The 16,410-nt window shown below is 36.4% G+C and carries 15 protein-coding genes; 11 read left to right on the forward strand and 4 right to left on the reverse strand.

The features are described 5' to 3' along the window. Positions 1–55: 55 nt before the first annotated feature. Entirely contained in the window at positions 56–760 is a 705-nt protein-coding gene (locus tag EGH73_RS06320; RefSeq protein WP_123281149.1) for a hypothetical protein, read from the forward strand. A gap of 126 nt (positions 761–886) precedes the next feature. After that, positions 887–4,066, forward strand: a complete 3,180-nt coding sequence (carB, locus tag EGH73_RS06325; RefSeq protein WP_123281150.1) for a carbamoyl-phosphate synthase large subunit — start codon at positions 887–889, stop codon at positions 4,064–4,066. Positions 4,067–4,140: 74 nt separating this feature from the next. Here the strand turns inward: carB and EGH73_RS06330 are convergent, their stop codons facing one another. Continuing rightward, positions 4,141–4,434 carry a type II toxin-antitoxin system RelE/ParE family toxin gene (locus tag EGH73_RS06330; RefSeq protein WP_123281151.1) on the reverse strand — a complete coding sequence of 98 codons (294 nt, stop codon included), beginning with the start codon at positions 4,432–4,434 and terminating at the stop codon, positions 4,141–4,143. Next, positions 4,424–4,666 (reverse strand): hypothetical protein, encoded by a 243-nt coding sequence (locus EGH73_RS06335; protein WP_123281152.1) that lies wholly within the window; start codon positions 4,664–4,666, stop codon positions 4,424–4,426. Before EGH73_RS06335 ends, EGH73_RS06330 begins: the two co-directional genes overlap by 11 nt. Positions 4,667–4,746: 80 nt before the next feature. Here EGH73_RS06335 and EGH73_RS06340 point away from each other — a divergent pair, with 80 nt between their 5' ends. From EGH73_RS06340 to EGH73_RS06370, 6 genes are all read left to right on the forward strand, one after another. After that, entirely contained in the window at positions 4,747–5,097 is a 351-nt protein-coding gene (locus EGH73_RS06340; protein WP_228411437.1) for a hypothetical protein, read from the forward strand. 470 nt (positions 5,098–5,567) lie between these two features. Beyond that, complete coding sequence (locus tag EGH73_RS06345) at positions 5,568–6,719, forward strand: ABC transporter ATP-binding protein (RefSeq protein ID WP_123281190.1); 1,152 nt, start codon at positions 5,568–5,570, stop codon at positions 6,717–6,719. Positions 6,720–6,732: 13 nt separating this feature from the next. After that, complete coding sequence (locus EGH73_RS06355) at positions 6,733–8,625, forward strand: hypothetical protein (RefSeq protein WP_148041685.1); 1,893 nt, start codon at positions 6,733–6,735, stop codon at positions 8,623–8,625. A 76-nt stretch (positions 8,626–8,701) separates the two neighbouring features. After that, positions 8,702–9,745: a bifunctional transcriptional activator/DNA repair enzyme AdaA gene (locus EGH73_RS14340; RefSeq protein WP_123281155.1), complete on the forward strand. Its 1,044-nt coding sequence runs from the start codon at positions 8,702–8,704 to the stop codon at positions 9,743–9,745. Between the two features lie 39 nt (positions 9,746–9,784). Continuing rightward, on the forward strand, positions 9,785–10,297 hold the full coding sequence (locus tag EGH73_RS06365; RefSeq protein ID WP_123281156.1) for a GNAT family N-acetyltransferase: 513 nt from the start codon (positions 9,785–9,787) through the stop codon (positions 10,295–10,297). A 2-nt stretch (positions 10,298–10,299) separates the two neighbouring features. Continuing rightward, positions 10,300–10,662: a cupin domain-containing protein gene (locus EGH73_RS06370; protein ID WP_123281157.1), complete on the forward strand. Its 363-nt coding sequence runs from the start codon at positions 10,300–10,302 to the stop codon at positions 10,660–10,662. Positions 10,663–10,732: 70 nt separating this feature from the next. Here EGH73_RS06370 and EGH73_RS06375 read toward each other — a convergent pair whose 3' ends face one another. Next, positions 10,733–11,116: a DUF3037 domain-containing protein gene (locus EGH73_RS06375; RefSeq protein WP_123281158.1), complete on the reverse strand. Its 384-nt coding sequence runs from the start codon at positions 11,114–11,116 to the stop codon at positions 10,733–10,735. Next, complete coding sequence (locus EGH73_RS06380) at positions 11,094–11,882, reverse strand: HipA family kinase (RefSeq protein ID WP_123281159.1); 789 nt, start codon at positions 11,880–11,882, stop codon at positions 11,094–11,096. Before EGH73_RS06380 ends, EGH73_RS06375 begins: the two co-directional genes overlap by 23 nt. Positions 11,883–12,392: 510 nt before the next feature. On the opposite strand from EGH73_RS06380, the gene EGH73_RS06385 reads away from it, so the two are divergent. From EGH73_RS06385 to EGH73_RS06395, 3 genes are all read left to right on the forward strand, one after another. Continuing rightward, a complete protein-coding gene (locus tag EGH73_RS06385; protein WP_184808077.1) occupies positions 12,393–14,765 on the forward strand; it encodes a T9SS-dependent choice-of-anchor J family protein in 2,373 nt (790 codons plus the stop codon). 136 nt (positions 14,766–14,901) lie between these two features. Continuing rightward, a complete protein-coding gene (locus tag EGH73_RS06390) occupies positions 14,902–15,837 on the forward strand; it encodes an NAD(P)H-dependent flavin oxidoreductase (protein WP_123281191.1) in 936 nt (311 codons plus the stop codon). A gap of 95 nt (positions 15,838–15,932) precedes the next feature. Then, a complete protein-coding gene (locus tag EGH73_RS06395) occupies positions 15,933–16,361 on the forward strand; it encodes a DUF4268 domain-containing protein (protein ID WP_123281161.1) in 429 nt (142 codons plus the stop codon). Positions 16,362–16,410 lie beyond the last annotated feature (49 nt).

Below are 16,410 nucleotides of genomic sequence, written 5' to 3' on the forward strand. Positions count from 1 at the left end.
GTGAAATCAATCATTAATAAAAGCCCTTATTTGAAATTAAATACAAGATTTAAAGATGAGACTTATTAATAAGAAAATAGACGATTGGACTGAACCCTATGTAACAATTTATGGTTCAAACCAAGTACAGGATAAAGATTTAAAATCTATAAATCCAGTGAAATATTTTTTGAATTTAACACAGCCAAATATTTTTAAATGTTATGCAATTTCATTGGCTTCGTACTGGATTTATAAAACAAATAATATTCACGAAATAAAAATAAATATAAATGAGTCGGAGGGAGAGTTTCCCGAAGAAGATTATGATAGGATAAGTTGGAGAGATTTTTATAAGTATAAAAATGTTGAATTCGATTTAAATAAAGCTATGATTGACGCAGTAGAATGGAAACGCCCTTTTGGAAAGCAAATGAATAATGAATTGTATTGTGGAGAAGGGTTGATGGATAAAGAACATTTGATTTCATTTGTAAATACGGTACTTTCAATCTATGGAGACCAAGAAATTGAGGCATTTTATGTATTTATGGCAACAGAAAAGTATGAAGAAGATGAGCTTTTTGTTGGAAAAATATCTGAACTTCCCCATCTTTTAAATAATAAATCAAGACCTCCAAGTTTAATTTATCCAAAAGAAAAAAATTGGTTAATCAATACAGATTATGATTTGCCATTTTCAACTATTGGTGGAGAATGTAAGTTAATAAATCAGCTTGTTGAAAATAATCGTGAAGAAATTTATAAAGTAGAATATTAAAGCAACGTTCATCATTGAATAGGAATCTAAACTGTTGAGATTCTTTCAGAATGACAAAGCAACGCAAGAAATAAAATAAAAAATCTTCCGACATCCATCATCGGACTTCGGACAAAAAAAGTAAAAATGAAAAGAACAGATATACAAACAATTTTAGTAATCGGCTCAGGCCCAATCATTATTGGACAGGCTGCGGAATTTGATTATTCGGGAACACAGGCTTGCCTTTCTTTGAAGGAAGAAGGTTACAAAGTGATTTTGATTAATTCCAATCCTGCGACGATAATGACAGATGTGGAGATTGCCGATAAAGTTTATATTGAACCGATTTCTTTGGAATTCGTTTCCAGAATCATCCGAAAAGAACGTCCGGATGCACTTCTTCCAACTTTGGGAGGACAAACCGGACTGAATATGGCGGTTGAATTACAGAAATCCGGAATTCTTGAAGAATGTAAAGTGGAAGTTTTAGGAACGAAACTTTCAGCGATTAATCAGGCAGAAGACAGAGATTTGTTCCGCGAATTGATGCGCGAACTGAACGAACCGGTTCCAGAATCTGACATCGTCACTACTGTTGAAGGTGCTTTAGCTTTCGCTGATAATTTAGGTTATCCTGTGATTGTTCGCCCTGCTTTTACAATGGGAGGAACCGGCGGCGGAATTGCTTCCAATGAATCGGAGCTGCGTGAAATCGCTGAATTAGGATTGAAACATTCGCCTGTGACTCAATGTTTGATAGAAAGGTCAATCGCAGGTTTCAAAGAAATTGAATATGAAGTAATGCGAGATTCCAACGACAACGCGATTGTGGTCTGTAATATGGAAAACATCGACCCGGTTGGTGTTCACACAGGAGATTCGATTGTGGTGGCGCCTTCGCAGACACTTTCTGACAGGGAATATCAGTTACTGAGAAATGCTTCTCTTAAAATCATCAGAGCTTTAGGAATCGAAGGTGGATGTAACGTTCAATTGGCATTAGACCCGCATTCATTCAATTATTATATCATCGAGGTTAATCCAAGAGTTTCGCGTTCATCGGCTTTGGCAAGTAAAGCAACAGGTTATCCAATTGCCAAAATCGCAGCAAAAATTGCAGTTGGTTTGACATTGGACGAAATCAAAAATCCTGTAACAGGAACGTCTTACGCTTGTTTCGAACCGGCTTTGGATTATGTTGTGACTAAGTTTCCGAGATTTCCATTCGATAAATTTGAAACGGCTGACAGAAGATTGTCAACGCAGATGAAAGCAACAGGCGAAGTAATGGCAATAGGAAGAAATTTCGAAGAGTCTTTGCAAAAAGCGATTCGTTCTTTGGAAACAGGATTGAGACATCTTGGACTTAAGAAAAAACAGGCGGATGCTTTAACAGCCGAGGAAATCGAAAGAAGAATCCGGGTTTGTGATGACGAACGATTATTTATCATCGGAGATGCTTTAAGAAGAGGTTACGATTGGGAACAGATTGTGGAATGGAGTAAAATTGATAAATTCTTCATCTGGAAAATCAAAAAACTGATTGATTTCGAAACGACAATCAAGGAAAATAAATTCAACAAAGAAATTCTTCTCGAAGCTAAAAAATTAGGTTTCGCAGATTTGAATATCGCGCATCTTTGGGAAACAACTCAGAAAGAAGTGTTCCAATTCAGAAAAGACAACGGAATAATGCCGGTTTACAAAATGGTGGACACTTGTGCTGCCGAATTCGAATCGGAAACACCTTATTTCTATGGAACTTACGAAGAGGAGAATGAAAGTGTAGTTTCTGAAAAAGAAAAAATCATAGTTCTTGGTTCTGGTCCAATCAGAATTGGTCAAGGAGTTGAGTTTGACTATGCAACCGTACATTCGGTTTGGGCGATTCAGCAGATGGGTTACGAGGCGATTATCATCAATTCAAATCCGGAAACAGTGTCCACAGACTTCTCGATTTCTGATAAATTATACTTCGAACCTTTGGCAGAAGAAGATGTGATGAATATTATCGAACTTGAAAAACCAAAAGGCGTTGTAGTTCAGTTCGGAGGACAGACGGCGATTAATTTGGCCGATAAATTAGCCGCTTACGGTGTTCAGATCTTGGGAACTTCTCTTGAAGATTTGGACAGAGCCGAGAATAGAGACAAATTCGAAAAAGCACTTCAAGATTTAGGGATTCCACAACCGCTTGGGAAAACTTCGACTTCAAAAGAAGAAGCGATTGTAATTGCCAACGAAATTGGTTACCCGGTTTTGGTTCGTCCGAGTTATGTTTTGGGAGGTCGTGCTATGGAAATAGTTTATTCTGAAAAAGAACTCGCTCACTATATGGAAAATGCTGTGGATGCAAGTCCGGAACACCCGGTTCTGATTGACCGTTACTTGACAGGAAAAGAAGTGGAGGTGGATGCGATTTCTGACGGAGAAACAGTGGTGATTCCGGGAATTATGGAACACATCGAAAGAGCGGGCGTTCACTCTGGAGATTCGATTGCGGTTTATCCACCTCAGACTTTGACGGAGACTCAAATCAAAACATTAGAAGATTATACTCAGAGACTAGCAAAAGGATTGAATGTCATTGGATTAATGAATATTCAATACGTGATTTCAGGCGGAGAAGTTTTCGTTATCGAAGTGAATCCACGTTCGTCCAGAACCGTTCCTTTCTTATCGAAAATTACTGATGTTCCAATGGCGAATCTGGCAACAAAAGCAATACTTGGAACAAAACTCAAAGACCTTGGTTACCAATCAGGATTAGTTCCGAATAAAGAAGGAATCTTCGTGAAAGTTCCGGTTTTCTCTTTCAGTAAATTGACGAAAGTTGATATCCAATTAGGACCTGAAATGAAATCGACAGGAGAAGTAATGGGGAAAGATTCGACATTCGAAAAAGCTTTGTATAAAGGATTAATCGGTGCGGGAAGAAAAGTTCCGACGCACGGTTCTATCTTGTTTACGGTTTCAGATTCAGATAAGGAAGAAGCTTCTTTGTTGGCAAAAAGATTTCAGGAAGCTGGTTTCAGAATCTGGGCAACAGAAGGAACAGCGAAATACTTCGAGGAAAAAGGAATCCATACGAAAATCGGTTATAAAATAGGAGAGGAAGATGTCAACTTGATTGATTTGATTCAGAAAGGAAAAGTTCAGTACGTTGTAAATACGACTACGAAAGGAAAACAAGCCGAAAGAGACGGTTTCCAAATCCGAAGAATGTCGGTAGAAAACGGTGTTCCTTGTCTGACTTCAATGGATACTGTTGAAGCGATTTTGAAAGTGATAGAAAGTATGAGTTTCAAGATGGAGACGATGTAGACAATTTGTCAAAGTTCCAAATCTTTGACCAACTTTTCAAAATAGAAAAGCGAAAGGTAATTCTTTCGCTTTTTTTATGGATATTTTTCAGGATGTTGAGAAGTGTGAAAAACTCTTGCAATCAAAATAATATTTTCTTTATTGTCAAAAGAGAAAAATATTAAGAAAGGATATTTTACTAATGGCTTAGCTCGGAATTCTTCAAACCAAATTTTAAAATAAGGATTGTCAGAAGTTATTTTTATTGATTTTCTAAAGTCCTTAATAAAATTATCTGCAACTTTTTTGCTTGCGTTTTCCCGATAATATAAATATGAATTTTCTAAGTCTAATTTTGCCTCATCAGAAATAATGACTTTAAATGCCATATTTTTCACTCATTTCGTTCAGAAAAATATTGATTTCTGTATGTTCAGAATAAGGGCGTTCTCGTATTTTGGAAAGACTTTCTTTTTGCTCTTCTGAAAGTTCGAAATTAATATGTTCTTTATTCTCATCAATTTCAGATAAATAAGCCGAAATCCTTTCCAGGACTTCTTTTGGGACATTTTTTAATTTGTCTATAATTTCTTGATAAAGCGTTTGTTTAGAAATATCCATCATTTATAATTTTATCAAAGTTAATAAAATGATTATAATATGATAATTTAAAATTGTACTTTTAAATCAAATAAAAATCTATGAAATCGCAGATTCACGAATTCCAAAATAAAAATAAATCTAAGATGAGTAAAGCATCACACATTTTATCTTTAGGACTTTTCTCAACATTACTATTCTCTTGCGCAACTGTTCACGATAGATTACAAACGGGAACAATCGTAAAAGACTGCACGGGAACTTACCTCAGAGTTGGAGAAAACGAAGATTATCTGGTTTGTAATTCTGATATTTTAGCGTCTAAAAAAGAGGGCGAAAAAGTATCTGTAGTTTATGATTACACTAAAGAATGCAAGGAAAGAGATGGCAAAATTATGTGTATGATGTATCACGAGAACAAAGGAATGATAAGAGTTAAAAGTGTAAAATAAACCAAAACGCCTCATCAATCGATGAGGTGTTTTTTATTGAATTGTGTAATCCTTTTTGACAATCTAATAATGTCCAAAATCAAAATTATATCTTTTGGTTTGGTTTGTAATGAGATTTTTTCTTTAATGAATTTGTGATGGAGAATCTCTTATAGCAGGTAAATTATTTTAATTTTTCAAAAAAATGATAATTATCTTCGCTAATTTAAGAACTTTCTGTGGTTTTTTTTTCAGTATAGATTGTATTTCTAAAAAATTGAATAGATTTTTGGTAAGGATTTCCACCAATTCTTTAGCATTTAAATAATCATATTTTGCGTTTTATATGATAAATATTTTCGGAATATCAATTGAAAATAATTTTTGCTAAACCCAAAAGGCACAATATTTTATGATGATTTATTTTTGAAATTAATAATAAATTGAGTGACAAATTAGTTATCTTTAAAAACGTTCAAAACAAAATAACTATGACGAAACATCAACAGACAGTGAAAGCCGTTTTCCACTTTTTTGATAATAAAGATACAGTTCTGGGTTTCCGAAAAATGCTAGATTGTGCGATGGATACTCAGAATATGGATGTCTATAAAACTGCCATTGAATTGACGGATTGGAAAGAAAAGAACCCTGAAAAATCCGATGAGCTCATTGAAAAATGCAAGGTTTTTCTTGGTGAAATAGAGAAAATAGAAGTCAAGGAATATCCCACGGACATCGCAGTTCTAACAGCAATAAATATCCAAAAATCTTATGGAAGCAATCGTTTTTCGCTTGGTCCGGTTTCTTTGGAAATCAAAAAGGGACAAGTTTACGGTTTGGTGGGCGAAAATGGAAATGGGAAAACGACGTTGTTGAGGATTTTAGCTAAAGAAATTTCGCATAACAAAGGAGAGCTGAAATATCAATTCGATTCTGTCCCAAAGGATGAATTTGAGTTGCGGACAAAATTGGTTTACATCCCACAGCGAACCGAAAAATGGTACGGAAGTCTGAAGGATAATCTGAAATTTGTCTTGGCAAGTTATGGCGTAAAACCTGAAGAAAACGAAACCAGAACGCTGATGATGATTGCCCGTCTTGGACTTTGGAATTACAAACATCTGAAATGGAACGAACTTTCTTCTGGATATAAAATGCGTTTCGAATTGGCGAGAACATTGCTTCGTCAGCCCGAAATTTTGTTGCTGGATGAACCTTTGGCGAATTTGGATGTACTCGCTCAGCAAGTGATTTTGGAAGATCTGAAGGCCATTGCCAATTCGGTGAATCATCCAATTGCGCTGATTCTAAGTTCTCAGCAATTATACGAAGTAGAGAAAATCTCGGACAAAGTGATTTTCCTCAAAAACGGAAAATATCAGGACAACGAATCCCAATCTGAAACGGAAAATCCAAATCTGATTGTAGAAATCGATACGGCTAACTCCAGAGAAGAATTATTGCAAATTTTCCATCCTTTCGCAATTGAAAAACTGAATTTCAATGGTGGGATTTTCGTGGCATATTTCAGTCCGGAAACCGAGCTTTCCGATGTTTTAACGGCTATTGGAAATTCGAAAATCCAAGTGACTTACATCCGTAATATTTCAACTTCTACACGTCGTTTCTTCGTGGAATAAAAACTTCTGACCAATGCGAAAAATCAATCAAATCAATCAATATTTACTGGAGAGATTTCCCAATATCTGGAACACGAGAATCGTCTGGATGTTGCTTTTGGGAATTGCTGTCCATCTCGTTTTCTTCTTTATCGGCTTCGTTTCGCATGCCAGTCCTGGCACGTTGCAACATACCAGAGCCATTGATGATTATTTCTCCACAGGACTTGTGTTTGTCCACATTATTATTTCGGTGCTTCTGATTGTCGGCTGGCTGATTTATATGCTGAAGAATAACGCTTTCAAGAATTTTTATCCGAGTTCTGGCAAAAAGCTGTTCTTTGAATTTGTCCAGTATTTCATCATCATTTTCGTTTCGGTGACGTTTTATTTTTCTTATATGACTGGTTTTAGGCTTTTCATCAATTATAAATATGATGATGAGACGATGGCGAAAAATATAGAAATTATTAATCATTCTGTTCCTTTCCTGTCGCAGAATATTGAAGATTATACGCTAGAAAATCGATTGTCACCCAAACCTTTTGCGGATTTTTATTGTGAGACAGACATCAATAAGATTGAAAAGACACGGCCATATTTTGTATATCACGATAGGGTTTATCAGTATTTCAGTCTTTATAAAAAAACGGTAAATCAAACCGACGAACGTGGACAGTTCATATATCCCGCAGAGGAAAAAAAGAAAAATGTTCCGTTGGCTTACTTTGAGAACAGTGCCGATAACAAGTCCAGAACTTATTTTTTTAAAAAACAGGTTGAGGATTTGTCGCCTTTCATCAAAACGGTTGCCCCAAGTTATTATAATTACTCTTCGGTTTTTTATGATAATGTGAATAATCCTTCTGGAAATGACAGAAAATACAGTTATGCTAACAATCCAGATAAAGAGGTTTACAAACAAAAGCAAATTGAAGTTAATGGCAATACCATTAGACTTATTACTTCGAAGGATTCCAAAGCATTAGAACAATTACTAAAGGATTTTCTACGTGTTTCAAAAGAGTTTGGTATTGTCACTAATCTTAATGTGAAAGATTGGTCTGCGATGGTCTATCATCCGAAAAAATTTGAGGTTAAGCAGTTTATAATGTTATACAAACCAGATTCGGGAACTGATTATGACCCTAATAAAGCACCGGCTGAGCGTTATAACGATTATGAAGTAGCCGTAGCTGCGGACTCAACTGCCGCTTATGAGGATAATTATCTGGCTGCTAATGGTGAAATCCACAAAGATACTATCAACATCAGGGATTTTAATCCAAATGTGGATCGGGAGATTGCGCCTGAAGATTATTTCAAAAGAAATGTAAGCCATTTTTACTATTACACCCAGGATCTAAAAAATCTCTTGGAAAATGTAGACACCATCAAGACCGATGATTTCTTTTCAGATTCGGTTCATCTTTTTATCTGGATTGCTTTTGCACTAGCTATTCTTATATTCAGCTTCAGAGTTACAGATTTGCGCGCACTTTTGTTTAGTATTATTTCTGCAGGAGTTATCATTTTGCTGGTAACGCTTTTCTGTGTTTTCTTCGCCTTTGTTGGTGGTTTTAAGAATGCATTTTTTATTCTTTATACTATTCTTACGGTCGGAGTCATAATTCTTTTGATACCATTGATCACTATTGGAAAAGCTCGGAAAATTGTTACTTCAATTTTTATGATAATCTCAATGGTAGGTTTTCCTCTTTTTATTTGGTTGATTTTCGGAATTGTGAATGAGCATCAGGTGTCAGATTGCAGAACCAAAGTTTATATCGGAGATAATTATATGAATTGTAAAGGCGTGTTGGATAATTTGGGACTGACATCCAGTTATATTATGCTGATTTCAACTTTTGTTTTTCTATACTTCTATACTGGATTTGTCAAAAAATGGAAAGCGATACCGGAGTAAAAAATACCTGTTCATTTTTCGGTTGTTGATGAATATTCAAAATCACTAGATTTGTTTCAGTTATCATTTATAAACAATGAATCTTAGTTTCGACCAAATGTATCAAGCCTCTTATGAGAAAAATTCCGACTTCGAAGGTGTTTTTTGGATGGGTGTGAAAACGACGGGAATCTTTTGTCGTCCAACTTGCACGGCCCGAAAACCGAAACCTGAAAATGTAGAATTTTTTGATAATACAAAAGATGCGATAAAGAAAGGTTATCGCCCGTGCAAAGTTTGTAAACCATTGGAAAATCCAGATGAAACTCCTCCCGAAATTCAGAAACTGATGGATGAATTGTCAGTTAATCCTGAGACTAAATTCAAAGATATTGACTTAGTTGAAAGAGGATTACAACCAATAACCGTAAAACGCTGGTTTCTTAAACATCACGGAATGACTTTTCACGCGTTTCAGAGAACGTTCAAAATCAATTCGGCTTTTAAGAAACTTCAGCAAGGCGAGAATGTCTTGGATGTGGCTTTGGATAATGGTTATGAAAGTTTGAGTGGTTTCAATGACAGTTTCAAAAATGTATTTGGTGTGTCACCTAAAAACTCGAAATTGGAAAAGATTGTTGACCTCAAAAGAATTGAAACTCCACTTGGAACTATGATTGCCTGCGCCAACGAAAACGGAATCTGTATGCTGGAATTCTCCGACAGAAAAGCACTTCCAACGGAACTCAAAGAGATTTCAAAACATTTTGATGCGAATATTGTTCAAGGAGAAAATCCTCATTTTAAAACTTTAGAAAAAGAATTAGAAGAATACTTCGAAGGAAAATTAAAAGATTTTACCGTTCCATTGGCTCCGGTTGGGACAGATTTTCAGAAAAAAGTTTGGGAAATCCTCAGAACCATTCCTTACGGAACCACAAGAACTTACCAGCAACAAGCCGACATTCTGGGAAATCCAAAAGCGGTGAGAGCTGTGGCCAATGCCAATGGGCTTAACAAAATTTCCATTATCATTCCTTGTCACAGAGTGATTGGAAGCAATGGAACTTTGACAGGCTATGGAGGCGGAATCTGGCGAAAACAAAAATTGCTTGAATTGGAGAAAGCAATTTTGTTTTAAATTTAAAATATTATAGTTTAGTGATTTGAAATCATTACAATGAATGTCCAAGCCACTTTAGAAAACGAAAATGTCAAACTCGTCCCTTTGAATCCGAATGATCTTGAGGAATTGTTTTCCGTTGCATCTGATCCGAAAATTTGGGAACAACACCCTAACAAAGACCGTTACCAAAGAGAAGTGTTTGAGAAGTTCTTCCAAGGAGCGATTGAAAGTAAAGGTGCATTCAAAATCCTAGATAAAAATACTGGCGAAATAGCTGGTAGCACAAGATTCTATGATTATAATCCCAAAGAGAATTCCATTTTTATAGGATATACATTTTATGCTACGAAGTTTTGGGGTTCAAAGCTAAATCCACAGGTCAAAAAGCTAATGTTAGATTACATCTTTCAATTCGTAGATAAGGTTAATTTTCACGTTGGGAAAGATAATATACGTTCTCAGAAGGCGATGGAAAAACTTGGCGCTAAGAAAGTGGATGAGGTCAATGTTGCTTACTTCGGAGAACCAGAAAAATTAAATGTTGTTTTTGAAATCGATAAACCATAAAAATGAAAAAGTACAGAATACAAGCCAGCCCATTTGTAGTTCCTACCACAGATGGAAAACTGATAGAAGAACATTGGGGAAATTCTACGAGAAACTCAGAAATTTCTATCGCGCATATGGTTGCGCCATCCAACTGGAGCGAGCCGCATCAGACGCCTGAGTTTGACGAATTTACATTGATCATTTCCGGAAAAAAACATTTCGAGATAGATGGTGATTCTGTTATTTTAGAAAAAGGTCAAAGTATTCTCATCGAAAAAGGCGCAAGAGTGCGATATTCCAATCCTTTTAAAGAACCGTGTGAATATATTGCAATCTGTTTGCCTGCTTTTTCAATGGATTTGGTGCACAGAGAATCATTTTAAGTGCTTAAAAATAATTAAAGCTAAATTTAAACATTAATCTGTGATTGTAAATCTATTATCTTTCATCTACTCACATCACTAGCTCATCAAACAATCTGTCAAACGTTTTGCTCAAATCGTTGCTTGCACCAGGATGTGGTCTGGATGTTTGAATGATAGAACTTTTTACAGCAGTAAGCCACCGGAAACGTTCTGGGATATCCATTTGGGCAATAGCACCCGCAGATTTTTCCCCTTTTGCAATATTTTCGAAAGACAAAAGATGTTTTCGCACGTCTTCATATTCGGTTTTGCAAGCCATCATTCGGAATTTTTCTTCACAAAGATGTGTTTTCACACGGATAAATTTTTCTTTCTTGGAAAACATGATTAATCCAACGTTGAAGAACTCTTCGCGCTCAGGCGTCGGGACCAAGCGGATTACCGCATATTCATATAACTTTGGCTCTTGCATTTTTGGCTTCATTTAAAAAGTTATCAGAATTATCACGTCTCAGAATTAGAAATTGGAAATACACATCCTTGATTTCAGTTGGAGTTAAATCTGTATCGTTCCAATGCAACCAATCTTCAGGAATCAGTTCTACAATCTCCCTCAAAACATCGTCTGTCAATATCGCTTTGAATCGTTCATTCACTTCATCCAACTCTGAAGCTTGAGGCAATAAAACGTGATCTTTTATCATTACAAATGGACTTACTGCTGTTTTCTCCCAATTGTCCCAAGAATGATGGAAGTATAAAGAAGCGCCGTTGTCGATGAGCCAAAGTTCCTGATGCCACATCAGCATATTAGTATTACGGAAAGTACGATCGATATTAGTAAGGAACGCATCCAGCCAGACAATCTCAGAAGATAATTTAGGATCGATTTTTACCGCACCGGGGTCATAAGTAATGGCACCGGAAAGATAATGTAGAGCAAGATTCAGCCCACAGCTGTTTTTTAATAAATCCTGGATTTCTTCATCGGCTTCACTTCTCCCAAAATCGTCAGAAAGATTAGCAAACACCAACTCCGGAATACGAAATCCTAAAATTTGAGAAACCTTGCCTCCAATCAATTCGGAAATTAATGCTTTCACGCCATGTCCAGCGCCTCGGAACTTCAGCACATATTTGAAGTCATCGTCAGCTTCTGCAAGCGCCGGCAAAGAACCGCCTTCTCGCAACGGCAAAATATATCTGGTAACCGACACGGTTCTCAATGATAGATCCAATTTTAATTTTTTTGTAAAAGTAGGGATTTAAAAAAGAATTTTTATGAATTGTATTTCAGAACAAGATATACCACTTTCAGAAGATTTTTTTCTACCAACAAGAGACTAGTTTTAGATTTACTAATGGAATTATTATGCTTGTTTTGAATGTGTTCTGACAGAATAATTGGAAGATATTTAGTCAAATTTAAATTTTTCAGTTGTCATTGAGTCAAAGTAACTATTGTTATGTTGTTGATAATCAATAATGGTAATTTGTAAAATCATTTGTCCACCCATTTGTCCACCCCCCTAATGTGATATTTGATTAGTGGGTTTGTTACATTTACCAAATCATGTTAATGATATAGTTCTATTACTTGGTTAATGTGTCAGTGCGTTTACGTAATTTATATTAAAATCAAATATTATTGATTTTTACTAATTACAGCTCTGAAGAATGTGTCTGGATATGTTGCTAACGTTTAATTCAATTCGAAATTATTTCAAATAACCTCAAAAATGATATATATGAGAAATTTTTACAGAAAAATTGCCATTCTCGTAATTGTGCTTTGGACAAAATTAATTTTTGCACAAAGCTATACGCAGAATTTTGATGACATTACTACACTTGCTGGCGACGGTTGGGTGATACAAAACAACAGTACACCAGTAGGTTCACTCGGTTGGTTTCAAGGTACTGCTACGACTGCAACACCAACTCCAGGACCTTTTAACTCCTATAATGGAGCAACTAATTCCTACATCGCAGCTAATTTTAACAGTACAGGAAATACAGGAACCATTTCCAACTGGTTAATAACGCCCAATAGAACCTTGAGAAATGGCGATGTTTTTACATTTTATACACGTAAATCCTCTCCAGATGTGTACGTGGATCGTCTGGAGGTTAGATTAAGTACAAACGGAGCGAGTACAAATGTCGGAGCTGGCGCAACTGCTGTAGGAGACTTTACTACATTATTACTTAGTATCAATCCTACTTTGGTTGCAAACATTTATCCACAAGTTTGGACGCAGTATACTATTACCGTTTCTGGTTTGCCTGCACCCACATCAGGTCGTATTGCTTTTCGATATTTTGTAACAGGTGCTGGTGCTTTAGGAACTAATTCAGATTATATAGGCATTGATAATGTAGTCTATACGCCTTATGTGTGTCCTGCTTTTACAATGACAACAGAAGGAGCTCTAACAGGAGGAGTTACGGGAGTTGCTTATAGTACTACGCTTTCCCAAACAGGAGCTTTGGGATCACCAAATTTTGCTATTATGGGGGGATCACTTCCTCCGGGATTATCATTATCTTCCGCGGGAACTATTTCAGGAACGCCTACTGCTACTGGAACATTTATTTTTATGGCAAGAGTTAATGATGCCAGTGGATGCTCAGCTTCTCAGATTTATTCTATTACTGTACAATGTCCGACAAACCCGATTACCATGGCTGATTTTCCAATACTTTGTAGCAATGGCAGTGTATATACTTTAATAGGAGCTTTTCCTACAGGCGGAACTTATAGCGGAACAGGCGTGAGTGGAGGTAAATTTGATCCAGCAGCGGGTACGCAAATTATTACTTATAAATATACAGATCCTTATGGCTGTACGCATTTCAGTAGTAAAATTATAACAGTTAATCCTGAACTAAATATTACGACTCAGCCGCTTGCAAGTACAATCTGCGCAGGTTCTAATACAACATTTACAGCAGTCGCAAGCAATGCTACAGGCTATCAGTGGCAGGTTAATACAGGTTCAGGCTTTACAAATATCACAAACTCTCCAATATATTCCGGAGCAACGACATCAAGCTTAACTGTAACAGGAGCAACTGCCAATATGACCGGTTATGTTTATCGTGCAGTAATCTCAGGTTCTACGGGATGCAGTCCTAAAAATTCAAATAGTGCAGCTCTGACTGTATCATTGGTAAGCGGGTCAATAACTAAAACCGATATTAGTTGTAATGGAGGTTCTAATGGATCGATATTTCTGACACCTTCTGGAGGCGTTTTGCCATATACTTTTGAATGGAATGACGGTGTGAAAACCCAAAATAGAACAGGTCTTGCCCCAGGAGTTTATACAGTAACTATAAAAGATGTTAATGGTTGTACTGGTGTTACTTCTGTGACTATAGCCGAGCCAACAGCATTAGTAGCCACAGCAGGAACAATTACCAACGTTGCTTGTAATGGTAGCGCAACAGGTTCAGCTACAGTTAATGTTACTGGTGGAAAAGGCAGTTATACCTATGCTTGGAATACAACTCCTGTACAAACAGGAATGACAGCAACAGGATTGGCTGCTGGAACTTATACAGTAACTGTTAAAGATGCAAATAGTTGTAGTGTTACATATGCGTTTACAATTACAGAAGCACAGGCGGTAACAGCACCAACAGGAGCTTCGACGCAAACCTTTGATGCTGGAGATACTTTAAGCGTTCTTGTTGTAAATGGTCAAAATATCAAGTGGTATTCTACAGCAGCCGATGCTAATAATCATGTCAATGCTTTGCCAATCAGTATAATAATCGTAAATAATACCACTTATTATGCTACGCAGACCATTGGTGGTTGTGAGTCAAAGGCATCTTTGCCGGTAAGGGCTTGGTCTGAGGTTTTAAATGTTAGTGATTTAAATGGAAAAGACAAAATCCAAATTTATCCAAATCCTGTTAAAGAATCAATGTATTTCAATGGTGATGTGAAAATAAGTAAGGTTGTAATTATGTCCATAGATGGTAAAAGAGTTTCTGAAAAATCTTTGAATGGAGAAAGAAAACTGAATATTCATACCCTAATACAAGGCGCTTACCTCATTAAGATCTTTACCGATAATGGTGTACAGACCATTAAGTTTATTAAAAATTAATTGATAATAAAAGTTGAATTTGGCCGGTAGATTTTCTATCGGCTTTTTTATTTCCAATTCGAATCCTTATTTTTGAAAAAATAAAATAATGTCAAGCTTTATAGATTTCGGATTGGCTCACAAACAATATAACAGGATGAATAAAATCACCCAGCTGTTCAATATAAAATATCCAATTGTGCAAGGCGGAATGATCTGGCATTCCGGTTGGCGATTGGCTTCCGCCGTTTCTAATAATGGGGGATTGGGATTGATTGGTTCGGCTAGTATGTATCCTGATATTTTGCGAGAAAATATTAGGAAATGTAAAGCGGCTACGGATAAACCTTTCGGTGTGAATGTTGCTCTACTTTACCCAAATCTTGAAGAAATCATCAATATCATTTTGGAAGAAGGCATAAAAATCGTTTTTACATCCGCAGGAAATCCGAAAATTTATACAGAAACTTTAAAGAAAGAAGGCATCAAAGTCGCTCATGTAGTTTCAAGTGCAAAGTTTGCGATAAAATGTCAGGAAGCTGGAGTGGATGCGGTTGTAGCAGAAGGTTTTGAAGCGGGAGGACATAACGGGCGAGATGAAACGACCACGCTTTGCCTGATTCCTAATGTCAGAAAACATATTGATACCCCATTGATTGCAGCAGGCGGAATCGGATTGGGAAGTCAGATGCGTGCGGTAATGACTTTGGGCGCAGATGGTGTCCAGATTGGTTCTCGTTTTGCAGCAACGGTCGAGGCAAGTTCTCATCAGAATTTTAAAAATAAAATCGTTGAACTGAAAGAAGGCGATACGCAATTAACATTGAAAGAATTGGCACCGGTTCGTTTGGTTAAGAATAAATTCTTCCAAGATTTGGAAGGTCTGTATGAAACTGGCAGAAATGTAGAAGCATTGAAGGAAACTCTCGGAAGAGCCCGCGCAAAACGAGGCATGTTTGAAGGCGATTTGGTAGAAGGCGAACTGGAAATCGGACAAGTCTCTGCTCTCATAGACGAAATTCTTCCTGTTGAAAAAGTCTTTGAAAACTTAATAAAAGAATTCAATGATTCAAAATTGGATTTGTCTTTATAAGAAACATGATAAAAGTAAAAAGATTCAAGTATAAATGGCTTCGAGAGCCTCGGCCTGGCCAATAAACTCTCCAACACTCAAACCCTCTAACTCAAATGTTCTCAAAGCAGGAAGCTCAACAATTAAAGAAAGAATTTTGGACGGCTTTCGGAAAAGCTTTTCCTCGGAAGTGGTTGTTATATGATACCAAAATCAAAGATTTTTCTTTCAAATTTTACGCAGATAACAAAAAAGCTGAGGTTTCTATTGATATCGAGATGAAAGATGAATTGTTTCGTAATGCCTACTACGAGAAGATTTGGTCTTTGGAATCTATTTTAGAAGATGAAATTGGAGCGTTTTCAAAAGATGAATTTTATGTTTTGGAAAATGGAAAAGTCATCAGTAGGATTTGGGTGGAGAAAAATGGAGTCAGCATTTTCAATAAGCAGACTTGGCCAGATATTTTCGAATTCTTTGTTGAAAAAATGGACGCTTTTGAGCGTTTGTTTTACGAGTATGAGGATTTTATTAAGGATATTTAAAGTCTATTAGAGAGAATACATTTTACTTTTTACAAAATACATTTTACAT

The organism is Epilithonimonas hominis (assembly GCF_003730015.1).
Taxonomy (GTDB): Bacteria; Bacteroidota; Bacteroidia; order Flavobacteriales; family Weeksellaceae; genus Epilithonimonas; species Epilithonimonas hominis.

What these genes read in the sequence shown, in the direction of transcription:
- EGH73_RS06370 (WP_123281157.1), top strand. Translation starts at nt 10,300, where the DNA reads ATGAAAAAGTACAGAATACAAGCCAGCCCATTTGTAGTTCCTACCACA.
- carB (WP_123281150.1), top strand. Translation starts at nt 887, where the DNA reads ATGAAAAGAACAGATATACAAACAATTTTAGTAATCGGCTCAGGCCCA.
- EGH73_RS06320 (WP_123281149.1), top strand. Translation starts at nt 56, where the DNA reads ATGAGACTTATTAATAAGAAAATAGACGATTGGACTGAACCCTATGTA.
- EGH73_RS06385 (WP_184808077.1), top strand. Translation starts at nt 12,393, where the DNA reads ATGAGAAATTTTTACAGAAAAATTGCCATTCTCGTAATTGTGCTTTGG.
- EGH73_RS06330 (WP_123281151.1), bottom strand. Translation starts at nt 4,434, where the DNA reads ATGGCATTTAAAGTCATTATTTCTGATGAGGCAAAATTAGACTTAGAA.
- EGH73_RS06355 (WP_148041685.1), top strand. Translation starts at nt 6,733, where the DNA reads ATGCGAAAAATCAATCAAATCAATCAATATTTACTGGAGAGATTTCCC.
- EGH73_RS06345 (WP_123281190.1), top strand. Translation starts at nt 5,568, where the DNA reads ATGACGAAACATCAACAGACAGTGAAAGCCGTTTTCCACTTTTTTGAT.
- EGH73_RS06395 (WP_123281161.1), top strand. Translation starts at nt 15,933, where the DNA reads ATGTTCTCAAAGCAGGAAGCTCAACAATTAAAGAAAGAATTTTGGACG.
- EGH73_RS06390 (WP_123281191.1), top strand. Translation starts at nt 14,902, where the DNA reads ATGAATAAAATCACCCAGCTGTTCAATATAAAATATCCAATTGTGCAA.
- EGH73_RS14340 (WP_123281155.1), top strand. Translation starts at nt 8,702, where the DNA reads ATGAATCTTAGTTTCGACCAAATGTATCAAGCCTCTTATGAGAAAAAT.
- EGH73_RS06340 (WP_228411437.1), top strand. Translation starts at nt 4,747, where the DNA reads ATGAAATCGCAGATTCACGAATTCCAAAATAAAAATAAATCTAAGATG.
- EGH73_RS06335 (WP_123281152.1), bottom strand. Translation starts at nt 4,666, where the DNA reads ATGGATATTTCTAAACAAACGCTTTATCAAGAAATTATAGACAAATTA.
- EGH73_RS06365 (WP_123281156.1), top strand. Translation starts at nt 9,785, where the DNA reads ATGAATGTCCAAGCCACTTTAGAAAACGAAAATGTCAAACTCGTCCCT.
- EGH73_RS06375 (WP_123281158.1), bottom strand. Translation starts at nt 11,116, where the DNA reads ATGCAAGAGCCAAAGTTATATGAATATGCGGTAATCCGCTTGGTCCCG.